The sequence below is a fragment of the Streptomyces sp. NPDC002784 genome, assembly GCF_053592135.1.
The window spans coordinates 1-21,204 of sequence record NZ_JBSFVD010000030.1 but is presented as its reverse complement, the minus strand read 5'-3'; the positions used below and the strand labels follow the sequence as shown (position 1 = coordinate 21,204).

The following is a 21,204-nucleotide window of genomic DNA, read 5'->3' as shown; positions in this document are numbered from 1 at the left end:
GGTTCGATCGGTATGGGTGGGGAGGACGGGCAAGTGACGCAGAGCAGTGTGCGCGAGGCCGCTCCGGGCGCCGCGGGGGGCGGCGCCCGGGTGGCCGACGGCGGGGAGGGCCGGGGCCGCCGCAGAGCGCCGGAGGCGCGGGGGCGGCGGGCCATGAAGTGGTCCGCGACCGTGCTCGCGGCACTCATCGTCGGTACCGCCGGGGTTGGGTATCTCTACTACCGGCACCTGAACGGCAACATCAAGCACGACGACCTGAACCTGGGGGACAACAAGGTCGCCAAGCCGACGCCGAACGCCGCCGGGCAGACCCCGCTGAACATCCTGCTCATCGGCTCGGACGCGCGGGACACCAAGGAGAACCAGAAGCTCGGCGGCGCGCGGGAGACCTTCGGCACGCCGCCGCGCGCGGACGTGCAGATGCTGCTGCACCTGTCGGCCGACCGCACCAACATGTCGGTCATCAGCATGCCGCGCGACACCCTCGTCCAGATACCGAAGTGCACCGACCCGGACGACGACGAGGAGTACCCGGCGAGCAACGGCCGGGTGACGACGAACCTGAGCCTGCGCAACGGCGGCCCGGGCTGCACGGTGGCCACCTGGCAGGAGCTGACCGGCATCCACATCGACCACTTCATCATGGTCGACTTCGCGGGCGTGGTGTCGATGGCGGACGCCGTCGGCGGCGTCCCGGTGTGCGTGGACGCCAACATCCACTCGCGCGACAGCGAGGGCCACGGCTCCGGTCTGAAGCTGGAGGAGGGCACCCACCCGGTCAAGGGCGAGCAGGCCCTGCAGTGGCTGCGCACCCGCTACGGCTTCGAGGACGGCAGTGACCTCGCCCGGGCCAAGGCCCAGCACATGTACATGAGCTCGATGGTCCGGCAGCTGCGGGAGAACGCCACCCTCAGCAACCCGCTGAAGCTGCGCAGGCTGGCCGAGGAGGCCACCGACGCCCTCACCGTCGACCCCGGTCTCGACGACGTGAAGAAGCTCTTCGAGCTCAGCAACGAGCTGCGGAAGGTGAAGCCGGAGCGCATCACCATGGCCACGATGCCGAACCGGTACGTGGGCGCGCAGGTGGAGCCCACCGAGGACGCCGAGCAGCTGTTCCGGCTGGTGCGCGAGGACATCGCACTGGACGGCAAGGGCAAGAAGAAGGCGAAGACCGAGGAGAAGCTCTCGGACGACCCGGCGGCGCCCGACGGCGAGATCGCTGTCCAGGTCCAGAACGGCACCAGCAGCGACACCCTGGGCGCGGTCGGCGGGCGTGCGAACACGGTGACCGGGCTGCTCCAGGAGGAGGGCTTCACGCAGGCGGTCGCCGATCAGTCGAAGCTCCTGAGCGAGGACCGTACGCTCGTCCGCTACCCGAGCGCGGAGCTGGAGGGCGACGCCCAGCGGGTCGCCAAGTCCCTGGGCATCCCGCTGAGTTCGGTGAAGCGGTCCACGGAGGTCACGGGGGTGACGCTCGTCGTGGGCGGCGACTGGCGCGAGGGTACGGCGTACAAGGCGCCCGAGAAGGACGACAAGATGCCCGACGCCGACAAGGCCCTCAACGGCGCCGACGAAGGGGCTTGTATGCACGTGAACCCGGCCTTCACGTTCTAGGCCGGGTTCATCTGGCTGCCGTGCTCAGTTGCTGGTGCTGAGCACGGCGGGGCGCCGGGAGGCGATGACCTTGCGGGCCAGGGAGCGCGGGCTGGTCAGGAAGCCCCAGCCCCAGGACATGTGCATGGTGGCGAGGGCCACCGGGATCTGCAGCCGCGCCTTCAGCGGCAGCCCCTTGCCCGCCGGGATCGACCCGAGGACGATCGCCGCGAGATAGCCGCCGGGGATCACGAACCCGAGCGGGTGCAGCGCGGCGCCCACGACCAGCCCGGCCACGATGGCGCACACCGCGGCCGGCGGGGCGAGGTAGCGCAGGTTGATGGAGCCCTCGTGGTAGCGGGCGACGACGTGCCGCCAGCGGCCGTAGTCCTTGTACTGCTTGGCGAGTGCCTTCACGCTCGGCCGCGGGCGGTACGAGACCTTCAGCTCGGGCGAGAACCAGATCAGCCCGCCGGCCTCGCGGATCCGGAAGTTCAGCTCCCAGTCCTGGGCGCGGATGAACTCCTCGTTGTACCCGCCCTGCTGCTCCAGGGCCTCGCGGCGGAAGACGCCGAGGTAGACGGTCTCGGCCGCCTGGGCCTCGCCGCCGGTGTGGAAGGCGGCGTTGCCGACCCCGATCCGCGAGGTCATCGCGGCGGCGACCGCGTGCTCCCAGTCGTTCTCGCCCTCGGCGTGCATGATGCCGCCGACGTTCTGCGCGCCGGTCTCCGCCAGGAGCAGGACGGCGGTCTCGATGTAGCCCGGCGAGAGCATGCCGTGGCCGTCGACGCGGACGACGATCGGATGGCGGGATGCCTTGATCGCGGCGTTGAGGGCGGCGGGCGTGCGGCCGGTCGGGTTCGGGACGGTGTGGACGCGAGGGTCCTCCCGGACGAGCTGGGCGGCGATCTCGTCCGTGCGGTCCGTGGACGGACCGAGGGCGATCACGACCTCCATCTCGCCGGCGTACTCCTGCGCGAGGATCGCTTGGACGGCTCCGCGCAGATGCCGCTCCTCGTTGAGGACGGGCATGATCACGGAAACGGCGGGGAGCTGCACGTCGGGCATGGCGTTCATAGGGGCCTCACGTTACCGCGAACGGGGGACACCGGTGCGCCCCGCCCGGGGCGGTGCACCGGGCCGCAGATCGTATGGGCCTACGGTGCTCACGGATCCCACGTCCCCGCTGTACGGCCTTCGCGGAGGTGTCGCCGTGCCCGCATCCCCCGCAACCCGTTCTCCCCGTCCTCCCCGGCGCCGGCCGCCGCAGCCGTCCGCCCGGCGCGGGAAACCGCGCTGGGCCATGCGGGCGGTGACCACGCTGTCCGTGGTGGTGCTGGCGTCCGCCGGGATCGGGCACGCGGTGATGACCAGCCTCGACGCGGACATCGCGCGGGTGGACCCCTTCAAGGACATGAAGAACCGGCCGCAGGCCGGGCACGGCATGAACGTGCTGCTGGTCGGCACCGACGGGCGGGACCGCATCTCCGAGGCGCAGCGGCGCAAGTACCGGCTCGGCGGTGCGCCCTGCCACTGCACCGACACGATCATGATCGTGCACATCTCGGCGGACCGGGAGCGGGCGAGTGTGGTGAGCCTGCCGCGGGACTCGTACGCGATGACGCCGGCGCATGTCGACGCGACGACCGGGGAGCGCCATCGCGGGCATCCGCTGAAGCTGAACGCCGCGTACGCGGAGGGCGGGCCGCAGCTGACGGTGCGCACGGTCGAGGCGATGACCCGGGTGAAGATCGACCACTATCTGGAGGTCGACTTCACCAGCTTCATGAAGACGGTGGATGTGCTCGGCGGGGTGAAGGTGTGCACGGCCGAGCCGCTGAAGGACTCCTACACCGGACTGGACCTGCCGGCCGGCACCCATGCGCTGAACGGCGGGGCGGCGCTCCAGTACGTCCGCGCCCGGCATGTCGACGGGGCCTCGGACCTCGGGCGGATGCAGCGGCAGCAGCGCTTTCTGGCGGCGCTGGTGGAGCGGGCGACGTCGTCGGGGATCCTGCTGAACCCGATGAAGTTCCGGGACGTGACGCGGGCCGTGCTCGGGTCGGTGCGCGCCGACAAGGGCTTCGGGACGAATGAGCTGCTGGCCCTGGGGCGGGCGATGCGGAACTTCTCGCCCTCGTCGTCGGAGTTCACCACCGTGCCGATCGGGCAGATGGGGTACGAGGTGAAGGGCGTCGGATCGACGCTTAAGTGGGACCCCGCGAAGTCGTCCCGGCTGTTCGCGGCCCTGCGCGAGGACAAGCCGCTCACCGTGCACCGGCAGCGGAGCGAGGCGCAGATGGTGGACGTGGCCCCGCAGCAGATCCGGGTGCAGGTGGAGAACGGGACGGCGACGGAGGGGCTGGGCAAGCGGGTCGACTCGGCGCTGGCGGCCACGGGGTTCCGGACGAGCCGGGCGCCGGTGAACGCGGCGCAGCGGACGGTGAAGCGGACGGTGGTGGCCTACGACCCGGGCTGGGACCGCTCGGCGAAGTCGCTGGCGGCGGCCCTGCCCGGCAGTGAACTGCGGGCGGTGAAGGGACTGGGACCGACGCTGAAGGTGATCGCCGGGGCGGACTTCGAGCGGGTGCGGAAGGTGCGGGCGGTGGACCCGGCGCAGGGCGAGTCCGGGGTGGTCCGCGGCGACGAGGTGGTCTGCAAGTGACCTGCCGGCCGGGAGGGGGGTCCGCAAGTGACCTCCGCCGGGAAGTGGTCCGCAGGTGACCTCCGCCGGGAAGTGGTCCGCAGGTGACCTCCGCCGGGAGGTGCTCCGCAAGTGACCTCCGCCGGGAGGCGGTCTGCAAGTGACCTCCCGGCCGCCGCGGAGGCGAAGAGGTTACTCCTCGATACCCGCCGCCGCGGGGGGCAAGGAGATCAGTCCGCGATGACCGCCGCCGCGGGGCGAGAACGTCAGGCCCGATGCCCGCCGCCACGGAGGCGAAGAGGTCAGTCCGCGATGTCCGCCGCCGCGGAGGCGAGGGCGTCAGTCCTCGATGCCCTCGGCCGCGCGCTTCTCGCGGAGGTCCAGGATGGCCCTGCGCCGGGCCAGGCGGTGGGTCCGGCGGATCTGGGCCTCCTGGTAGCGGCGCTTGTCCCGCTCCGATTCCGGGACCACCGGGGGAACCCGGCGCGGCTTGCCGTCGGCGTCCACCGCCGCGAAGACCAGGTACGCCGAGCCGACCTGGGTGGGCGGGGCGGATTCGTTCCAGCGCTCCGCCAGGACCCGTACGCCCACTTCCATCGACGTCTTGCCCGTCCAGTTGACCTGCGCCTTCACATGGACCAGGTCGCCCACCCGGACCGGCTCCAGGAACGCCATCTCGTCCATGGACGCCGTCACCGCGGGCCCTCCGCTGTGCCGGCCGGCGACGGCGCCCGCGGCGTCGTCGACCAGCTTCATGATCACCCCGCCGTGCACGGTGCCCAGGAGGTTGGTGTCGCTGTGGGTCATGATGTGGCTCAGCGTGGTGCGCGACGCGGACGTCGGCTTGCCCGGGATATCCGGAGCGTCCGTTTCCGCGGTGGAGACCTGGTCTGTCATGGCCTCCACCTTATGCCGAGCGGCAGAACGCGGACTTTGTGTTGGGTTCGCAACAGCCGGGCCCCTATTTTCCACCGACCCTTGTAAGTCACACAGCCGTTCCCTGCACACTGGGGCGCATGAACAACTGGCCCGAGGGATGGTCCGACGACAACCGCGGCAGCGGCGGCTACGGACACGGCAGTGCAAGCGCACGGCCGGACGGCGCGCGCGTCATGCGACAGGTCCGCCGCGGCTCGGCGGCACCGTCCGGCGGGAGCCAGGCGGCACCGCCGTACGGCGTTCCGTCCCAGCCGTCGTACGTCGACGGCCAGGGCCATGACGGCTACGACAGCGGCTACAACACCGGACAGGTCTACGGCTCGCCCCCGAGCGGGCCCGGGGGCCCCGGTATGCGCGAGCCGCGCGATGCGCCGGACTGGCGGCGCCGGTTCAAGTGGACCGCGATCACCGTCGTCACCGTGCTCGTGGTCACCACCGTCGGCACCTACTTCTGGGCCGACTCCAAGCTCAACCGCGAGGTCGACCTGTCCAAGGTCATCGACCGGCCGGAGGCGGGCGAGGGCACGAACTACCTGATCGTCGGCTCCGACAGCCGCGCGGGCATGTCCGCCGAGGAGAAGAAGAAGCTGCACACCGGGTCCGCCGAGGGCAAGCGCACGGACTCGATGATGATCCTGCACACCGGCAGCAACGGCGCGACGCTGATCTCGCTCCCGCGTGACTCGGACGTGGAGATCCCCTCCTTCGTCGGCTCGGAGTCCGGCAAGACCTACCCCGGCACGGGCCGGCACGTGAAGCTGAACGCCGCCTACGCGGAGGACGGCCCCGAACTGCTGGTGCGGACGGTGGAGTTCAACACCGGCCTGCACATCGACCACTACGTCGAGATCGGCTTCGCGGGCTTCGCCAACATCGTGGACGCGGTCGGCGGCGTGGAGATGGACATCCCCAAGGGCGGCATCAAGGACTCCAAGTCCGGGGCCGACCTGGAGGAGGGCAAGCAGACCCTGAACGGCGAGGAGGCGCTCGCCTTCGTCCGCACCCGGTACGCGCTGGCCGGCTCCGACCTGGACCGCACCAAGAACCAGCAGAAGTTCCTCGCGGCCCTCGCCAACCAGGCCGCGACCCCGGGCACCGTGCTGAACCCCTTCAAGCTGTACCCGACGATGAGCGCCGGTCTGGACACCCTGATCGTCGACAAGGACATGGGCCTGTTCGACCTGGCGTCGATGTTCTGGGCGATGAAGGGCGTCACCGGCGGCGAGGGCACGTCCATGAACATGCCGATCTCCGGCTCCTCGAACGGCAACCTCGTCTGGGACAAGGCGAAGGTGAAGACCCTGGTGGAGCAGTTGAACAACGACGAGAAGGTCACCGTCTCCGGGAACTGAGACCACCGCTCGCACAGCGAGGCCCCCGGCGGCTCACGCGCACCGGGGGCCGACCGCCTTGGACCTACGGCAGGTTGCGCGCCATGACGATGCGCTGGACCTGATTCGTACCCTCATAAATCTGAGTGATCTTGGCGTCGCGCATCATGCGCTCGACCGGGTAGTCCCGGGTGTAGCCGTAGCCGCCGAGGAGCTGGACGGCGTCGGTGCTGACCTCCATCGCCACGTCCGAGGCGAAGCACTTGGCGGCCGCGCCCAGGTAGGTGAGGTCGGCGTCGCCGCGCTCGGAGGCGGCGGCGGCCTGGTAGGTCAGGGCGCGGGCGGCCGAGATCTTCATGGCCATGTCGGCGAGCATGAACTGGATGCCCTGGAAGTCGGCGATCGGCTTGCCGAACTGCTTGCGCTCCTGGACGTAGCCCTTGGCGTAGTCGAGGGCGCCCTGGGCGATGCCGAGGGCCTGCGCGGCGATCGTGATGCGGGTGTGGTCCAGGGTCTTCATCGCGGTCGCGAAGCCCGTGCCCTCCTCGCCGATCATGCGGTCGGCGGGGATGCGGACGTTGTCGAGGTAGACCTCGCGGGTCGGGGAGCCCTTGATGCCGAGCTTCTTCTCCGGGGCGCCGAAGGAGACGCCCTCGTCCGACTTCTCGACGACGAAGGCACTGATGCCCTTGGAGCGCTTCGCCGGGTCGGTCACCGCCATCACCGTGTAGAACTCGGAGACGCCGGCGTTGGTGATCCAGCGCTTGACGCCGTTGAGGACGTAGCTGTCGCCGTCGCGGACCGCCTTGGTCTTCATGCCGGCCGCGTCGGATCCGGCGTCCGGCTCGGAGAGGCAGTACGAGAACATGCCCTCGCCCTTGGCGAGCGGCGCCATGTACTTCTTCTTCAGGTCCTCGGAGCCGGAGAGGATCACCGGGAGCGAGCCCAGCTTGTTCACCGCCGGGATCAGCGAGGAGGACGCGCAGACGCGGGCCACCTCCTCGATCACGATGACCGTGGCGAGCGCGTCGGCGCCGGCACCGCCGTACTCCTCGGGCACGTGCACGGCGTGCAGGTCGTTCGCGACGAGCGCGTCGTGGGCCTCCTGCGGGAAGCGGGCTTCCTCGTCCACCGCGGCGGCGTACGGCGAGATCTTCGCCTCGGCCAGGGAGCGGATGGCGTCGCGGAGCATGTCGTGCTCCTCGGACGGGCGGTACAGGTCGAAGTCAGCCGATCCGGCCAAGGTCTCTCACGCTCCAAAGACGCTGTGATGCTGGCGCTAATTACCGTTAAGTAACCCCAATTTTAGAGGTCCGCCCTCGCGGGTGTTACGTGAGCTTGGCGACAGGGGGAAAAGTGCCCGGTGGGGAGAGGTCCCACGCCCCGACTATGCTCGGGCGCGCACCGCCGCCGTACCAGTCAAGGGAGTCCCCATGGCCCTCAAGATCACCGTGATCGGCACCGGCTACCTGGGCGCCACCCACGCCGCAGCCATGGCCGAGCTCGGTTTCGAGGTCCTGGGTCTCGATGTCGTGCCCGAGAAGATCGAGAAGCTCCAGCGCGGCGAGGTCCCGATGTTCGAGCCGGGCCTGGAGGAGCTGCTGCGCAAGCACGTGGCCGGCATCGAGGGCTCCAGCGGGCGGCTGCGGTTCACCATGGACTGGGCCGAGATCGGCGCGTTCGGCGATGTGCACTTCGTCTGTGTGAACACTCCGCAGCGGCACGGCGAGTACGCGTGCGACATGAGTTACGTCGACGCCGCCTTCGCCTCGCTCGCCCCGCACCTCAAGGGCGCTGCGCTGGTCGTCGGCAAGTCGACGGTGCCGGTCGGTTCCGCGGACCGGCTCGCCGCCTACCTCGCCGAGCACGCGCCGGCCGGTCCGGACGCCGAGCTGGCCTGGAACCCGGAGTTCCTGCGCGAGGGCTTCGCCGTCAGCGACACCCTGCACCCGGACCGGATCGTGGTCGGCGTGCGCAGCGAGCGGGCCGAGAAGCTGCTGCGCGAGGTGTACGCGACGCCGGTCGCCGGCGGCTCCCCCTTCGTCGTCACCGACTTCCCCACCGCCGAGCTGGTGAAGACCTCGGCGAACTCCTTCCTCGCCACGAAGATCTCCTTCATCAACGCGATGGCCGAGATGTGCGAGGCGTCCGGCGGCGATGTCGCCAAGCTGGCCGAGGCCATCGGGCACGACGACCGGATCGGCAGGAAGTTCCTGCGGGCCGGGATCGGCTTCGGCGGCGGCTGTCTGCCGAAGGACATCCGGGCGTTCATGGCGCGCGCCGGGGAGCTGGGCGCCGACCAGGCGCTGACCTTCCTGCGCGAGATCGACTCGATCAACATGCGCCAGCGCGGCCAGATGGTGGACCTGACCCGGCAGGTGCTGGGCGGCGGGTCCTTCCTCGGCAAGCGGGTCGCGGTGCTCGGTGCGACCTTCAAGCCGGACTCCGACGACGTACGGGACTCGCCCGCGCTCAACGTGGCGGGGCAGATCCACCTCCAGGGCGGCCAGGTCACGGTCTACGACCCCAAGGGCATGACCAACGCCCGCAGCCTCTTCCCGACCCTCGGCTACGCCGACTCCGCGGTGGAGGCGGTGCGCGGCGCCGATGTCGTGCTGCATCTGACGGAGTGGCGCGAGTTCCGCGAGCTGGATCCGGCGGCGCTGGGCGAGGTGGCGGCGGCCCGGGTCATCCTGGACGGCCGCAACGCCCTGGACCCGACGGTGTGGCGGGCGGCCGGCTGGACCTACCGGGCGATGGGCCGCCCGACCGCCTAGGCGCGGTCCTAGGGGGCGGACGCGCACACGCCGGGAATCGGGCGACGCCGCTTCGGCCGAGGCTCAGTCGGCCGAAACGGCGTCTGTCCGCATTCTGCCGCACCTGAGGGCCCGGGGCCCAGGAGTGCTCAACGGGCTCTCCTGTCACGCTACTTGGCGCGGTACCGGCGCATCTTCGCCCGTGCCCCGCACACCTGCATCGAGCACCAGCGGCCGCGTCCCGCGGGGCTGCGGTCGTAGTACGCCCAGTGGCAGTCGGCGGCCTCGCACGCCTTCAGGCGGGTCCAGGTGCCCGCCACCAGGGACTGGGCCACGGCCGCGGCGACCCGGGAGACCAGGGAGTGGGCGTCCGGGGGCGTGAGGGTGGCCGAGCCGTCGCCGGCGTCCACCGTCAGCCGGAGCGGGGCCCGGGAGAGCAGGTCCGTCAGGGGGGTCACCGCGCGGTGCGGGGGGTGCCCGGCGTGGGCCAGGAGGGTCGCCCGCAGTGACTCGCGCAGCTCCCGGGCGGCCGGCACCTCGTCCTCCCGCAGCCCCAGGGGCGCCCGGCCCTCCGGGGTGTCCAGCGCGTCGGCCCCCGACTCCAGGTCCAGCGTGTTGACCAGGGCCTGGACCAGTTCCAGACCTCCGGGGGCGGGGGAGCGCGTATTCATGGTTGCGACGTTACCTCCAATGGGACAGCATGCAGTAACGGCGTTACCGCATACGCGCCTTTGCCAGTAACCACGAGATCGCGGAGGAAGTCATGGCTCTCGCCACCCTGGACGTCGTCGTCCTGGACTGTCCCGACCCGCACGCCCTCGCCGAGTTCTACGCCGGTGTCCTCGGCGGCACCATCGAGGAGCAGGGCGAGTGGGTGGACCTCAAGCTGCCCGGCGGGCGGCAGCTCGCCTTCCAGGCCGCCCCCGGCTTCGTACCGCCGCAGTGGCCGCGCGCCGACCTGAACTCCCAGCAGTTCCATCTCGACCTCAAGGTGGCGGACCTGGACACCGCCGAGAAGGGCGTCCTGGAACTCGGCGCCAAGCCGCTGGACGCGGAGGACCGCAGCCGGACCTTCCGGGTTTACGCGGATCCTGCGGGGCACCCGTTCTGCCTCTGCGCCGGATGACATCTGCGCGTCCGCTGAGACAGGAGGGCCTCCCGTGACACCCGTGGCACGTTTCCGTTCCGTCGTCATCGACTGTCCCGACCCGCACACGCTCGCGGACTTCTATGCCCGGATCGGCGGCGGCACGCCCCGGGCGGAGGACGACGACTGGGTCGTCCTCCAGGTGCCGGGCGGGCCCCGGCTCGCCTTCCAGCGGGCGCTCGGCCACACCCCGCCGGATTGGCCGCGGGCCGACGGCAACTCCCAGCAGTTCCACGTCGACTTCGACGCCGGGAGCACCTGGGAGGAGGTGGACGCGGCCGAGGAGACGGTGCTGGCGCTGGGCGCGCGGGTGCTGGACCGGGAGGACTTCGAGAAGAAGGACTTCCGGGTGTACGCCGACCCGGCCGGGCATCCGTTCTGCCTGTGCCGGATCCCGGCGGGGCAGTAGCTAGGCGTCCAGTTCCGCGATCTGTGCCGTCGACGGGTCGCGGCGCTGCTGGGCCGATCGGGCGGCGGAGTCGGCGGTGCGCAGGACGCGCTGGACGTTGCCCCAGGTCAGCAGGGCCAGGTCGGTTTCCGTCCAGCCTCTGCGGAGCAGCTCGGCGACGAGGTTCGGGTAGCAGGAGGCGTCGGCGAGGTCCTGCGGATGGGCGGTGCCGGCGTCGTACGTGCCGGACAGGCCCACGCACTCCGGGCCCGCGACCGCGCGGACATGGTCGAGGTGGTCGGCGACGTCCCGGACCGAGGGGCCGGTCTGCTCGGCGGTCAGCGGCACCATGCACAGCCCCTTCGCGGCGCCCAGCTCCGTGAGCAGGTCGTCGGGGAGGTTGGCCGGGTGCGGACGCAGTGCGCGGGCGGCGGAGCGGGTGCACAGCACCGGCGCCTTGGAGGAGGCCAGCACGCGGTGGATGGTCTCCTCGGAGGCGCCGGAGAGGTCGGCAAGGACACCGAGCCGGTTCATCTCGCGGATCACTTCCTCGCCGAAGCGCGTCAGCCCGGCGTCGCTGGCCCAGGATGTGCCGGTCAGCGTGAGCACGCGCAGCCCCAGGCTGTGCAGCACCCGCAGGATGGCCAGCGAGTCGTCGAGCGCGGCGGCCGTGGCGGGGCCGAGCAGCACCGCCGCGCGTCCGCAGTTGTGGGCGTCGATGACCTGGCCGGCGGTGCGGGCGAGCCGTAGCCCTTCGGGGTGGGCGGCGATCACCGTGCGGACCAGGTCCAGCTGCTCCAGGGTGGCGGCGACGGCCCGGTCCGCGGCCAGCCCCTCCGGGAGGTGCAGCGAGCAGAACAGCGCCGCGACATGGCCCTGCCGCAGCCGCGGCACATCGGTGTCGACGGCGCTCTCGCCGACCTCCAGGTCGTACCAGGGCAGATGGCGCAGCGCCCAGGGCAGCCCGCTGTAGCCGTCGGCGACGGGGTGCGCGGCGAGCAGGGCGTGGGCACGCTCCAGGGGCCCGGCGTCCGGATCGTCGTCGAGCGGGAGGGGCGGCTCGTCCGGGAAGGGGTCGGCCAGCGGCAGATCGTCGAGCGCGCCTGCCTCGGCGGCGGTGTGCAGGTCGTCCTGGAGATCGGCCATGGCGGGCTCCGTACGTGCGAGGCGATCGCTGTACGGCCACCGTCGCACGCGGCACGGACCCCTTCCTGGTGAACGGGGCGTTCGGGGGTCCGCCGGTCCAGCGACCCCGACCCGCGCCTTCGATTCCGCCGCTTCAGCGACACCGACCCACGCCTTCGAATCCGCCGCTTCAGCGACACCGACCCGACCCGCCGCCACTCACCCCACCCGGACGGAGTCCTCCGCCTCAACCCCCCGCGCAGCCGCGATCACCTCGTCCAGCGTCTCCCGGGAACGCACCAGGTCCGCGATCATCCGGTCGATCCGCTCCCGCTCCTCCGTCAGGTCGTGCACCAGCTTGGGCGTGGCCACGGCCGAGGGGCCGCCGTCGGTGTCGCGCATGCAGGGCAGCAGCTGGGCGATCCGGCTGCTGTGCAGGCCGGCCGCGAACAGCTCCTGGATCCGGATGACCCGGTCGACCGCCGCCTCCGGATAGTCGCGGTGCCCGCCGGGTGTGCGGTCGGCCCGCAGCAGCCCCTGGGTCTCGTAATAGCGCAACGACCGCTCGCTCACCCCGGTGCGCCGGGCCAGTTCACCGATCCGCATGCTCACCTCACCTTGAACCTGACATGGACGTCAGGTTCTACGGTACGGGCATGACGAACTTCCTGGAACCCGCGGCCCTTGGCCGACTCCCCCTCGCCAACCGTCTGGTGATGGCGCCCCATGACCCGCAACCGGGCCGCCGCCGACGGCACCCCGACCGACCTGATGGCCGAGTACTACGCCCAGCGCGCCCCCGCCGGCCTGATCATCGCCGGGCCGCGACCCCGAACGCGGTCGGCCGGACGTACCCGAACATCACCGCGATCCACACCCCCGGGCACGTGGCGGGCTGGCGGCGCGTCACCGACGCCGTGCGGGAGGCCGGCGGGCCGATGTTCCTGCAGATCCAGCACGGCGGCCGGATCGGCCACCCGGCGACCAGCGGCCACACCCCGCTCGCGCCCTCCCCCGTCCCGCTCCCGGACACGATCTTCACCCCGGACGGGCACCGGCCGGCCGTCGTCCCGAGGGAGATGACGGCCGGCGACATCCGCGCCACGGTCGCCGACTTCGCCGCCGCCGCCCGCCGGGCGATCGAGGCGGGCTTCGAGGGCGTGGAGGTGCACGCCGCTGACGGCTATCTGCTGCACCAGTTCCTCGCCGCCAACACCAACCACCGCACGGACGCCTACGGCGAGGACCGCACCCGGTTCACGGTGGAGGTCGTGGAGGCGGTGGCGGCCGCGATCGGCCCGGAGCGGGTGGGCGTGCGCCTCTCCCCCGGCCGCACCGTCAACGGCATCGAGGAGGGCGACGCCGAGCGCCTCTACCCGGCGCTCGTCGCGGCCCTGCGCCCCCTCGGCCTGGCCTACCTGCACCTCGTGTACGCCGACCCCGAGGCGCCCGTCTTCCGGCGGATCCGCGCCTCCTGGCCGGGCCCACTCATCGCCAACCCGGTGCCGCCGGAGCTCACCACGCGGGCCGTGGACACCTCCGCCCGGTGGCTGCTGGACGCCGGGGCCGACCTGGTCGCGCTCGGGCGCCCCTTCCTCGCCAACCCGGACCTGGTGACCCGGCTGCGGCTCGGGGCGCCGCTGAACGAGATCCGCGACCGGTACCTGATGTACGTGGGCGGGGCGACCGGCTACACCGACTACCCCGCCCTCGACGCTCAGGCGTCCAGCGCCTCGATGGTGGCGTGGGAGGGCGCGCGCGTGGTCTGAAGCTCCCGCGCCACGTCCTCGGCCGCGCCCAGCACCCGTACGGAGTTGCGCCAGGTCAGCTTGGCCAGGTCGGCGGTGGACCAGCCGCGGTCGATCAGCTCCGCGATCAGGTTCGGGTAGCCGGAGACATCGCTCAGGCCGTCCGGGGTGAAGGCCGTGCCGTCGTAGTCGCCGCCGATGCCGACGTGGTCGATGCCCGCGACCTCGCGCATGTGGTCGAGGTGGTCCGCCACCGTCGCGACCGTGGCGACGGGACGCGGATGGCGCTCCTCGAAGGCGCGGTGCACCTGCATCGCCTCGGCGGTGCCGGAGAGGTGGTGGAAGCCGTGCTCGCGCAGGTTCTCGTCCGCCGCGGCCGTCCAGTCGACCGCCGCCTGGAGCACGAACTTCGGCACGAACGTGACCATGGCCACCCCGCCGTTGGCGGGCAGCCGCTCCAGGACGTCGTCCGGGATGTTGCGGGGGTGGTCGCACACCGCCCGCGCCGAGGAGTGCGAGAAGATCACCGGCGCCGAGGTGGCGTCCAGCGCGTCCCGCATCGTCGTGGCGGCCACATGGGAGAGGTCGACGAGCATGCCCTCGCGGTTCATCTCCCGTACGACCTCGCGGCCGAAGGCCGACAGGCCGCCGACGCCCGGCTCGTCGGTCGCGGAGTCCGCCCAGTCCACGTTGTCGTTGTGGGTGAGCGTCAGATAGCGCACGCCGAGCGCGTACAGGCCGCGCAGGGTGCCGAGGGAGTTGGCGATGGAGTGCCCGCCCTCCGCGCCCATCAGCGAGGCGATACGGCCCTCCCGCCGCGCCGCCTCCAGGTCGGCGGCGGTCAGCGCGGCCCGCAGGTCGGACGGGTAGCGGTCGATCAGCCGCCGTACGCAGTCGATCTGCTCCAGCGTCGCGGTGACCGGGTCCGGCAGGTCCGAGCGGACGTACACCGACCAGTACTGCGCCCCGACCCCGCCCGCGCGCAGGCGGCCGAGGTCGGTGTGGAGCCGGCCGCTCTGGTCGGCGGCGATGTCACGGGCGTCGAGGTCGTAGCGGACCTGCTCGCGCAGCGCCCAGGGCAGGTCGTTGTGCCCGTCCACCACGGGGAACTCCCGCAGCAGTTCCCGGGCCGCCGCCAGGGAGCCCACCGCCGTCACGTCCCGAAACCGAAGCCGTTGGACCCCTCGACCTTGGTGCGCAGGCGCTTGCCCTTCTCGGTCGCCTGGTCGTTCAGTTCCTGCTGGAACTCCCGCATCCGGGCGAGCAGTTCCTCGTCGTGGGCGGCGAGGATCCGGGCGGCGAGCAGACCGGCGTTGCGGGCACCGGCCACCGAGACGGTGGCGACGGGGACCCCGGCCGGCATCTGCACGATGGACAACAGGCTGTCCATGCCGTCCAGGTACTTCAGCGGCACCGGCACGCCGATCACCGGCAGCGGGGTGACGGAGGCGAGCATGCCGGGCAGATGGGCGGCGCCGCCGGCCCCGGCGATGATCACCTTCAGGCCGCGGTCGGCGGCCTGCTCGCCGTACGCGACCATCTCGCGCGGCATGCGATGGGCGGAGACGACATCGACCTCGTACGCGATCTCGAACTCGGCGAGCGCCTGCGCGGCGGCCTCCATGACCGGCCAGTCGCTGTCCGACCCCATGACGATGCCTACAACCGGGCTCATTCGGTGATCGTGCCTCTCAGATAGCCGGCAGCGTGACGGGCGCGCTCCAGCACGTCGTCCAGGTCGTCGCCGTAGGTGTTGACGTGGCCGACCTTGCGGCCGGGCTTCACGTCCTTGCCGTACATGTGGATCTTGAGCTGGGGGTCGCGGGCCATGCAGTGCAGATACGCGGAGTACATGTCCGGGTAGTCGCCGCCGAGGACGTTGACCATCACCGTCCAGCGGGCACGCGGGCGCGGGTCGCCGAGGGGGAGGTCGAGGACCGCGCGGACGTGGTTGGCGAACTGGGACGTGATCGCGCCGTCCATCGACCAGTGGCCGGAGTTGTGCGGGCGCATCGCGAGTTCGTTGACGAGGATGCGGCCGTCGCGGGTCTGGAACAGCTCGACCGCGAGGTGGCCGACGACGTCCAGTTCCTTGGCGATGCTCAGCGCCATCTCCTCGGCCTTGAGCGCGAGGTTCTCGTCGAGGTCGGGAGCGGGCGCGATGACGGTGTCGCAGACGCCGTCCACCTGCCGCGACTCCACCACCGGGTAGGCCACGGCCTGGCCGTGCGGCGACCGTACGACGTTGGCGGCGAGCTCGCGGACGAAGTCGACCTTCTCCTCGGCGAGGACGGGGACGCCGGCCTTGAAGGGGGCCTCGGCCTCCGCCACGCTGTCGACCACCCACACGCCCTTGCCGTCGTAGCCACCACGGACGGTCTTCAGGACCACCGGGAAGCCGTCGCCCTCCGCCGCGAAGGCCGCCACGTCCTGGGGGTCCGCGACGATGCGGTGCCGTGGGCACGGCACGCCGATCGCGTCCAGTTTCGCGCGCATCACCCCCTTGTCCTGGGCGTGCACCAGCGCGTCGGGGCCTGGGCGCACGGGGATGCCGTCCGCCTCCAGCGCCCTGAGGTGCTCGGTGGGTACATGTTCGTGATCGAAGGTGATCACATCGCACCCGCGCGCGAAGTCACGCAGCGTGTCCAGGTCGCGATAGTCGCCGACGACGACTTCACTCACCACCTGGGCCGCGGAATCCTGCGGGGTGTCACTGAGGAGCTTGAACCTGATGCCCAGCGGGATGCCTGCTTCGTGTGTCATACGAGCGAGCTGGCCCCCGCCGACCATGCCGACTACCGGGAACGTCACACCCCTAGGGTATCGGCCACTCCGGGGCGGCCGGATTCCGCACCTGTGTACCGGTCCGCAGGCAATCGCGCGGAGGGGTGGTTAGCATGGCTTGGTTGACGAAACCGACCGACGGGGGCTTTCACTCCATGGGACGTGGTTCCTCCGAGCTGGTACGACGCTATGTGCACGAGGCCGTGAAGTTCGGCGCCGTGGGCGGTGCGGGGCTGCTCGTCAACCTCGGGGTCTTCAACCTGGTGCGGCATGTGACGGACCTGCCGGTCGTGCGGGCCAGTGTCGTCGCGACGGTGGTGGCCATCGCCTTCAACTACGTGGGCTTCCGCTACTTCACCTACCGGGACCGCGACAAGACCGGCCGCACCAAGGAAATGACCCTGTTCCTGCTGTTCAGCGGGGTGGGCCTGGTCATCGAGAACGGCATCCTGTTCGTGGCCACCTACGGCTTCCACTGGGACAGCCCGCTGCAGAGCAACATCTTCAAGTTCGTCGGCATCGGCATCGCGACGCTCTTCCGCTTCTGGTCGTACCGCACCTGGGTGTTCCGCGCGCTGCCGGCCCGGGAAGCGGTGGCGAGCGCGGAATCGTTCCTGGAGGCGGCGGCGCCCACCCCGCCGCCGGGCCCGCGCCAGGGCCGGGCCCCCCAGGCCGCGGGCCGCCGCCCGTGACGCCCTAGCGGACCGTGGGTGTGGCGTCCCCCGTCGGCTGGGTCGGGTTCCGCGACAGGAACAGGCCGAAGACCGGCGGGGACGCCTGCAGCATCTCCAGCCGGCCGCCGTCCGCCTCCGCCAGGTCCCTGGCCACCGCCAGGCCGATGCCCGTGGAGTTGCGGCCGCTGATCGCGCGCTCGAAGATGCGGGCGCCGAGGTCCGCGGGGACGCCGGGGCCCTCGTCCGTCACCTCGATGACCGCCTGGTTGCCGGTGACGCGGGTGCGCAGGGCCACCGTGCCGCCCCCGTGCATCAGGGAGTTCTCGATCAGGGCCGCCAGCACCTGGGCCACCGCCCCCGGGGTGCCGACCGCGTGCAGGTGCTGCTTGCCCGAGCTCACGATCGCCCGGCCCACGCTGCGGTACGCCGGGCGCCACTCCGCCAGCTGCTGCTGGATGACCTCGTCGAGATCGAAGGTGACGGCGGAGCCGGTGCGCGGGTCGCGGGAGTTCGTCAGGAGCCGTTCGACCACGTCCGTCAGGCGTTCCACCTGGGTCAGCGCGATCATGGCCTCCTCCTTCACCGTCTCCGGGTCGTCGGTGAGGGTGATCTCCTCCAGCCGCATCGACAGGGCCGTCAGGGGGGTGCGCAGCTGGTGCGAGGCGTCCGCGGCGAGCCGGCGTTCCGCGGTCAGCATGCGCGCGATCCGCTCGGCGCTCGCGTCCAGCACGTCCGCCACCCGGTCCAGCTCCTGGACGCCGTAGCGCTTGTGCCGGGGCCGCGGGTCGCCGGAGCCGAGGCGTTCGGCGGTCTCGGCGAGGTCGGTCAGCGGGGACGCGAGGCGGTTGGCCTGGCGCAGCGCGAGCAGCACCGCCGCGATGACCGCCAGCAGCGCCACCGCGCCGATGATCAGCAGCGTCCGCCCGACCTCCTTGGTGACGGCCGAGCGGGGCTCCCCGACGGTGACCGTCTCGCCCTCCTCGCCGAGGCGGGTGGCGCTGATGATGTCGCCGGCCGGCTTGGTGCCGATCGTGATGGGCCGCTCACCGGGCACCCGGATGACGGCGTAGCGGTCCTTCGGCACCTGGTCGCGCAGCATGTCCGCGGTGACCGCCCCGGTCGCGAGGAGCCTGCTGTCCACGATGGACGCGAGCCGCACCGCCTCGGAGTCCACCCGCTCCTGGGCGGTGCTGCTGATGGTGCGGGTCTCCACGATGACGAGGGAGACCCCGAACACGGCGATCACCACGAGCACCACGGCGAGCGTGGACTGGATCAGACGGCGGCGCATGGACCCGTACTACCTACTCACTGTTCTGCGCTCGGTTCACCACTCGGGGCTCAGCTCTTCTCGAAGCGGAAACCCACGCCCCGCACGGTCGCGATGTAGCGGGGGTTCGCCGCGTCGTCGCCGAGCTTCTTGCGCAGCCAGGAGATGTGCATGTCGAGCGTCTTGGTGGACGACCACCACGTGGTGTCCCAGACCTCGCGCATCAGCTGGTCGCGCGTGACCACCCGGCCCGCGTCCCGGACCAGGACCCGCAGCAGGTCGAACTCCTTGGCCGTGAGCTGGAGCTCCTCCTCGCCCATCCAGGCGCGGTGCGACTCGACGTCGATCCGCACTCCGTGGGTGGCCGGCGGCTGCTGGGGCTCCGCGGCGCCGCGCCGCAGCAGCGCCCGGACCCGGGCGAGCAGCTCGGCGAGGCGGAAGGGCTTGGTGACGTAGTCGTCGGCGCCCGCGTCGAGCCCGACGACCGTGTCCACCTCGTCGGCGCGCGCGGTCAGGATGAGGATCGGGACGCTGTGGCCCTCGGCCCGCAGCCGGCGCGCCACCTCCAGGCCGTCCATGCCGGGCAGCCCGAGGTCCAGCACGACCAGGTCGACACCGCCCTGCATCCCGGCGTCGAGCGCCGAGGGTCCGTCCTCACGCACCTCGACCTCGTACCCTTCCCGGCGCAGTGCGCGGGCCAGCGGCTCCGAGATGGACGCGTCGTCCTCGGCGAGCAGTACACGGGTCATGAGCAGATGGTAGTCCGCCCATGACAAGAGCCGGGGCGTGATGGTCAGGAGTGATTCTCACCTCGCGCCTACCCGGCTCTTACCTTGGTCTGGACCAGTAGGTCCGAGGTGTCATCCTGGTGATGACCTTCGAAAGGGTGTGCACGGTTCCGTCGACACCTGTGATCCGCGTCTCAAGTCCTTCCATTTCTGGCAGTGTCCTGACGTATGGTGATTGAACGCCTGTAGCATCGCGGGGCCCTTGGGCGAGCATTCGTCGCTGAGGGTCTCTTCTGTGTGCGGGCTGGTTTCCGCCAGCCCGAAAGGAATGACCTGTGGCCGGGCCCCAAGGACGGGGCGTGGATCCCGGTGGTCGGCGTCCTTCGCTCCGTGACCCGGAGCGGACTCCCCTGGGCGTGGGGTGGACGGCCCGCCTCGCCGGTGCCGGCCGCCCCCCACCGGGCGCGCAACGCTCTCCCCGCGCGTCCCGACCAGCAAGGAACGACCATGGCGTCCAGCCTGACGAAGGACTCGGTCACCCCGGGCACCCCCGGTTCCGAGAAGACCTTCTTCGGCCACCCCCGCGGACTGGCCACTCTCTTCATGACCGAGATGTGGGAGCGGTTCTCCTACTACGGCATGAGGGCTCTGCTCCCGCTGTACCTCGTGGCGCCGGGTGGTCTCCACCTCGACGCGGCCACCGCCACCGCGATCTACTCCGTGTACGTGTCGCTCGTGTACCTGCTCGCCATGCCCGGCGGCTGGTTCGGCGACCGGGTCTGGGGTCCGCGCAAGACCGTCGCGGTCGCCGGCGCGGTGATCATGCTGGGCCACCTCACGCTGGCCCTGCCCTCCTCCGGCACCTTCTTCGCCGGTCTGGGCCTGGTCGCCATCGGCTCCGGTCTGCTCAAGGCCAACATCTCCACGATGGTCGGCCACCTCTACGACGGCCCGGACGACCCGCGCCGCGACGGTGGCTTCACCGTGTTCTACATGGGCATCAACCTGGGTGCCTTCGCCGCGCCGCTGATCATCGGCACCATCGGCGAGAGCGTGAACTGGCACCTGGGCTTCGCGCTCGCCGCGCTCGGCATGGCGCTCGGCCTCGCCCAGTTCCTGATCGGCAGCCGCCACCTGGCGGAGCGCTCCAGCGTCGTCCCGACGCCGCTGTCCGCCGCGGAGAAGTCCAGCACGCTGCGCAAGGCCGCCGTCTGGGCCGGTATCGCCGTGGTCTTCTACGCCGTCGTCGGCTTCTCCGGCAGCTACACGCTGAACTGGATCCTGGTCCCGCTGACCCTCCTCGGCGTGATCATCCCGACGATGGTCCTGGTCCGCATAAAGCGCGACAAGGACCTGGACCGCACCGAGCAGAAGTCGATGTCCGCGTACATCTGGTTCTTCGTCGCCGCGGCCGTCTTCTGGATGATCTACGACCAGGGCGGCTCGACCCTGTCGATCTTCGCCAAGAAGTCGGCCGAGAACAGCGTGCTGGGCTGGGAGTTCCCGGTCTCCTGGTACCAGTCGGTCAACCCGGTCCTGATCATGGCCCTGGCGCCGGTCTTCGCCTGGTTCTGGCTCGCGCTGAACCGGCGCGGCAAGGAGCCGAGCACGGTCGTGAAGTTCGCCTCGGGTCTGGTCCTGGTCGGCGCGTCCTTCTTCCTGTTCCTCGCCCCGCTGTCGATCGCCGAGGGCGGTCACAAGGCGGCCGCGATGTGGCTGGTGGCGATCTACTTCGTGCAGACCGTCGGTGAGCTGCTGCTGTCCCCGGTGGGTCTGTCGGTGACGACGAAGATGGCGCCGGCGAAGTACGCCTCGCAGATGATGGGCGTGTGGTTCCTCGCGGTCACCGCCGGTGACGCCACGACGGGGCTGCTGTCCATCGCAGGGGTCGACCTGAACAAGACGGGCGTCGTCGCCCTGGAGGCCACCCTCGCGGTCGCCGCCGGTGCGGCGGTGTGGATGTACCGCAAGAGGGTCAAGGAGCTCATGGGCGGCGTGCACTGACGGTGCCCGCGGCGCTCGGGGCCGCGGGGGGCCCCGCGGGGGGCGACCCGCCCCCAGGTTATGGCCCCCAAAT

At 71.2% G+C, this 21,204-nt stretch carries 20 protein-coding genes; 9 read left to right on the top strand and 11 right to left on the bottom strand.

What is annotated here, in order from left to right; translation table 11 throughout:
* The first annotated feature begins 33 nt into the window (after positions 1 to 33).
* Complete coding sequence (locus tag ACWD1Z_RS32405; protein WP_451123642.1) at positions 34 to 1,614, top strand: LCP family protein; 1,581 nt, start codon at positions 34 to 36, stop codon at positions 1,612 to 1,614.
* A gap of 24 nt (positions 1,615 to 1,638) precedes the next feature.
* On the opposite strand, the gene ACWD1Z_RS32400 is transcribed toward ACWD1Z_RS32405, so the two are convergent.
* Positions 1,639 to 2,670 carry a glycosyltransferase family 2 protein gene (locus ACWD1Z_RS32400; RefSeq protein ID WP_451123640.1) on the bottom strand — a complete coding sequence of 344 codons (1,032 nt, stop codon included), beginning with the start codon at positions 2,668 to 2,670 and terminating at the stop codon, positions 1,639 to 1,641.
* On the opposite strand from ACWD1Z_RS32400, the gene ACWD1Z_RS32395 reads away from it, so the two are divergent.
* On the top strand, positions 2,660 to 4,258 hold the full coding sequence (locus tag ACWD1Z_RS32395; protein ID WP_451123638.1) for an LCP family protein: 1,599 nt from the start codon (positions 2,660 to 2,662) through the stop codon (positions 4,256 to 4,258). The genes ACWD1Z_RS32400 and ACWD1Z_RS32395 overlap by 11 nt on opposite strands.
* Positions 4,259 to 4,576: 318 nt before the next feature.
* Here ACWD1Z_RS32395 and ACWD1Z_RS32390 read toward each other — a convergent pair whose 3' ends face one another.
* Positions 4,577 to 5,134 (bottom strand): acyl-CoA thioesterase, encoded by a 558-nt coding sequence (locus ACWD1Z_RS32390; protein ID WP_451123636.1) that lies wholly within the window; start codon positions 5,132 to 5,134, stop codon positions 4,577 to 4,579.
* A 119-nt stretch (positions 5,135 to 5,253) separates the two neighbouring features.
* Between ACWD1Z_RS32390 and ACWD1Z_RS32385 the strand changes: the two genes are divergently transcribed.
* Positions 5,254 to 6,528 (top strand): LCP family glycopolymer transferase, encoded by a 1,275-nt coding sequence (locus ACWD1Z_RS32385; protein ID WP_451123634.1) that lies wholly within the window; start codon positions 5,254 to 5,256, stop codon positions 6,526 to 6,528.
* Positions 6,529 to 6,592: 64 nt separating this feature from the next.
* On the opposite strand, the gene ACWD1Z_RS32380 is transcribed toward ACWD1Z_RS32385, so the two are convergent.
* A complete protein-coding gene (locus ACWD1Z_RS32380) occupies positions 6,593 to 7,750 on the bottom strand; it encodes an acyl-CoA dehydrogenase family protein (protein WP_451123632.1) in 1,158 nt (385 codons plus the stop codon).
* 190 nt (positions 7,751 to 7,940) lie between these two features.
* On the opposite strand from ACWD1Z_RS32380, the gene ACWD1Z_RS32375 reads away from it, so the two are divergent.
* Positions 7,941 to 9,284, top strand: coding sequence for a UDP-glucose dehydrogenase family protein (locus ACWD1Z_RS32375; protein WP_451123630.1), 1,344 nt, complete (start codon positions 7,941 to 7,943; stop codon positions 9,282 to 9,284).
* A gap of 149 nt (positions 9,285 to 9,433) precedes the next feature.
* Here the strand turns inward: ACWD1Z_RS32375 and ACWD1Z_RS32370 are convergent, their stop codons facing one another.
* A complete protein-coding gene (locus tag ACWD1Z_RS32370) occupies positions 9,434 to 9,934 on the bottom strand; it encodes a CGNR zinc finger domain-containing protein (protein ID WP_451123628.1) in 501 nt (166 codons plus the stop codon).
* 92 nt (positions 9,935 to 10,026) lie between these two features.
* On the opposite strand from ACWD1Z_RS32370, the gene ACWD1Z_RS32365 reads away from it, so the two are divergent.
* Positions 10,027 to 10,389, top strand: coding sequence for a VOC family protein (locus ACWD1Z_RS32365; RefSeq protein ID WP_451123626.1), 363 nt, complete (start codon positions 10,027 to 10,029; stop codon positions 10,387 to 10,389).
* A gap of 34 nt (positions 10,390 to 10,423) precedes the next feature.
* Positions 10,424 to 10,819, top strand: a complete 396-nt coding sequence (locus ACWD1Z_RS32360; RefSeq protein WP_451123624.1) for a VOC family protein — start codon at positions 10,424 to 10,426, stop codon at positions 10,817 to 10,819.
* On the opposite strand, the gene ACWD1Z_RS32355 is transcribed toward ACWD1Z_RS32360, so the two are convergent.
* Together ACWD1Z_RS32355 and ACWD1Z_RS32350 are read right to left on the bottom strand one after the other, a co-directional pair.
* The gene (locus ACWD1Z_RS32355; protein ID WP_451123622.1) at positions 10,820 to 11,944 is read right to left on the bottom strand and encodes a dipeptidase; all 1,125 of its coding nucleotides are present in this window, start codon (positions 11,942 to 11,944) and stop codon (positions 10,820 to 10,822) included.
* Positions 11,945 to 12,142: 198 nt separating this feature from the next.
* A complete protein-coding gene (locus tag ACWD1Z_RS32350; RefSeq protein WP_451123620.1) occupies positions 12,143 to 12,529 on the bottom strand; it encodes a MerR family transcriptional regulator in 387 nt (128 codons plus the stop codon).
* Positions 12,530 to 12,579: 50 nt separating this feature from the next.
* Between ACWD1Z_RS32350 and ACWD1Z_RS32345 the strand changes: the two genes are divergently transcribed.
* Positions 12,580 to 13,692, top strand: coding sequence for an oxidoreductase (locus ACWD1Z_RS32345; protein ID WP_451123618.1), 1,113 nt, complete (start codon positions 12,580 to 12,582; stop codon positions 13,690 to 13,692).
* Here the strand turns inward: ACWD1Z_RS32345 and ACWD1Z_RS32340 are convergent.
* From ACWD1Z_RS32340 to ACWD1Z_RS32330, 3 genes are read right to left on the bottom strand one after another with little or no spacing between them, the layout of a single operon-like run.
* The gene (locus tag ACWD1Z_RS32340) at positions 13,641 to 14,828 is read right to left on the bottom strand and encodes a dipeptidase (RefSeq protein WP_451123616.1); all 1,188 of its coding nucleotides are present in this window, start codon (positions 14,826 to 14,828) and stop codon (positions 13,641 to 13,643) included. The two genes, ACWD1Z_RS32345 and ACWD1Z_RS32340, sit on opposite strands and share 52 nt — an antisense overlap.
* The gene (gene purE, locus ACWD1Z_RS32335) at positions 14,825 to 15,346 is read right to left on the bottom strand and encodes a 5-(carboxyamino)imidazole ribonucleotide mutase (protein WP_451123614.1); all 522 of its coding nucleotides are present in this window, start codon (positions 15,344 to 15,346) and stop codon (positions 14,825 to 14,827) included. The genes ACWD1Z_RS32340 and purE overlap by 4 nt, the downstream gene beginning before the upstream one ends.
* Positions 15,343 to 16,482: a 5-(carboxyamino)imidazole ribonucleotide synthase gene (locus tag ACWD1Z_RS32330; protein WP_451123612.1), complete on the bottom strand. Its 1,140-nt coding sequence runs from the start codon at positions 16,480 to 16,482 to the stop codon at positions 15,343 to 15,345. The genes purE and ACWD1Z_RS32330 overlap by 4 nt, the downstream gene beginning before the upstream one ends.
* A gap of 128 nt (positions 16,483 to 16,610) precedes the next feature.
* Here ACWD1Z_RS32330 and ACWD1Z_RS32325 point away from each other — a divergent pair, with 128 nt between their 5' ends.
* Entirely contained in the window at positions 16,611 to 17,147 is a 537-nt protein-coding gene (locus tag ACWD1Z_RS32325; protein WP_451123610.1) for a GtrA family protein, read from the top strand.
* A 4-nt stretch (positions 17,148 to 17,151) separates the two neighbouring features.
* Here ACWD1Z_RS32325 and ACWD1Z_RS32320 read toward each other — a convergent pair whose 3' ends face one another.
* Positions 17,152 to 18,420: an ATP-binding protein gene (locus ACWD1Z_RS32320; protein WP_451123608.1), complete on the bottom strand. Its 1,269-nt coding sequence runs from the start codon at positions 18,418 to 18,420 to the stop codon at positions 17,152 to 17,154.
* A 50-nt stretch (positions 18,421 to 18,470) separates the two neighbouring features.
* Entirely contained in the window at positions 18,471 to 19,148 is a 678-nt protein-coding gene (locus tag ACWD1Z_RS32315) for a response regulator transcription factor (protein WP_389418380.1), read from the bottom strand.
* Positions 19,149 to 19,634: 486 nt separating this feature from the next.
* Here ACWD1Z_RS32315 and ACWD1Z_RS32310 point away from each other — a divergent pair, with 486 nt between their 5' ends.
* A complete protein-coding gene (locus tag ACWD1Z_RS32310) occupies positions 19,635 to 21,131 on the top strand; it encodes an oligopeptide:H+ symporter (protein WP_451123606.1) in 1,497 nt (498 codons plus the stop codon).
* The last annotated feature ends 73 nt before the right edge of the window (positions 21,132 to 21,204 follow it).

What these genes read in the sequence shown, in the direction of transcription:
- ACWD1Z_RS32395 (WP_451123638.1), top strand. Translation starts at nt 2,660, where the DNA reads ATGGCGTTCATAGGGGCCTCACGTTACCGCGAACGGGGGACACCGGTG.
- ACWD1Z_RS32400 (WP_451123640.1), bottom strand. Translation starts at nt 2,670, where the DNA reads ATGAACGCCATGCCCGACGTGCAGCTCCCCGCCGTTTCCGTGATCATG.
- ACWD1Z_RS32390 (WP_451123636.1), bottom strand. Translation starts at nt 5,134, where the DNA reads ATGACAGACCAGGTCTCCACCGCGGAAACGGACGCTCCGGATATCCCG.
- ACWD1Z_RS32385 (WP_451123634.1), top strand. Translation starts at nt 5,254, where the DNA reads ATGAACAACTGGCCCGAGGGATGGTCCGACGACAACCGCGGCAGCGGC.
- ACWD1Z_RS32375 (WP_451123630.1), top strand. Translation starts at nt 7,941, where the DNA reads ATGGCCCTCAAGATCACCGTGATCGGCACCGGCTACCTGGGCGCCACC.
- ACWD1Z_RS32370 (WP_451123628.1), bottom strand. Translation starts at nt 9,934, where the DNA reads ATGAATACGCGCTCCCCCGCCCCCGGAGGTCTGGAACTGGTCCAGGCC.
- ACWD1Z_RS32365 (WP_451123626.1), top strand. Translation starts at nt 10,027, where the DNA reads ATGGCTCTCGCCACCCTGGACGTCGTCGTCCTGGACTGTCCCGACCCG.
- ACWD1Z_RS32355 (WP_451123622.1), bottom strand. Translation starts at nt 11,944, where the DNA reads ATGGCCGATCTCCAGGACGACCTGCACACCGCCGCCGAGGCAGGCGCG.
- ACWD1Z_RS32350 (WP_451123620.1), bottom strand. Translation starts at nt 12,529, where the DNA reads ATGCGGATCGGTGAACTGGCCCGGCGCACCGGGGTGAGCGAGCGGTCG.
- ACWD1Z_RS32345 (WP_451123618.1), top strand. Translation starts at nt 12,580, where the DNA reads ATGACGAACTTCCTGGAACCCGCGGCCCTTGGCCGACTCCCCCTCGCC.
- purE (WP_451123614.1), bottom strand. Translation starts at nt 15,346, where the DNA reads ATGAGCCCGGTTGTAGGCATCGTCATGGGGTCGGACAGCGACTGGCCG.
- ACWD1Z_RS32325 (WP_451123610.1), top strand. Translation starts at nt 16,611, where the DNA reads ATGGGACGTGGTTCCTCCGAGCTGGTACGACGCTATGTGCACGAGGCC.
- ACWD1Z_RS32320 (WP_451123608.1), bottom strand. Translation starts at nt 18,420, where the DNA reads ATGCGCCGCCGTCTGATCCAGTCCACGCTCGCCGTGGTGCTCGTGGTG.
- ACWD1Z_RS32315 (WP_389418380.1), bottom strand. Translation starts at nt 19,148, where the DNA reads ATGACCCGTGTACTGCTCGCCGAGGACGACGCGTCCATCTCGGAGCCG.
- ACWD1Z_RS32310 (WP_451123606.1), top strand. Translation starts at nt 19,635, where the DNA reads ATGGCGTCCAGCCTGACGAAGGACTCGGTCACCCCGGGCACCCCCGGT.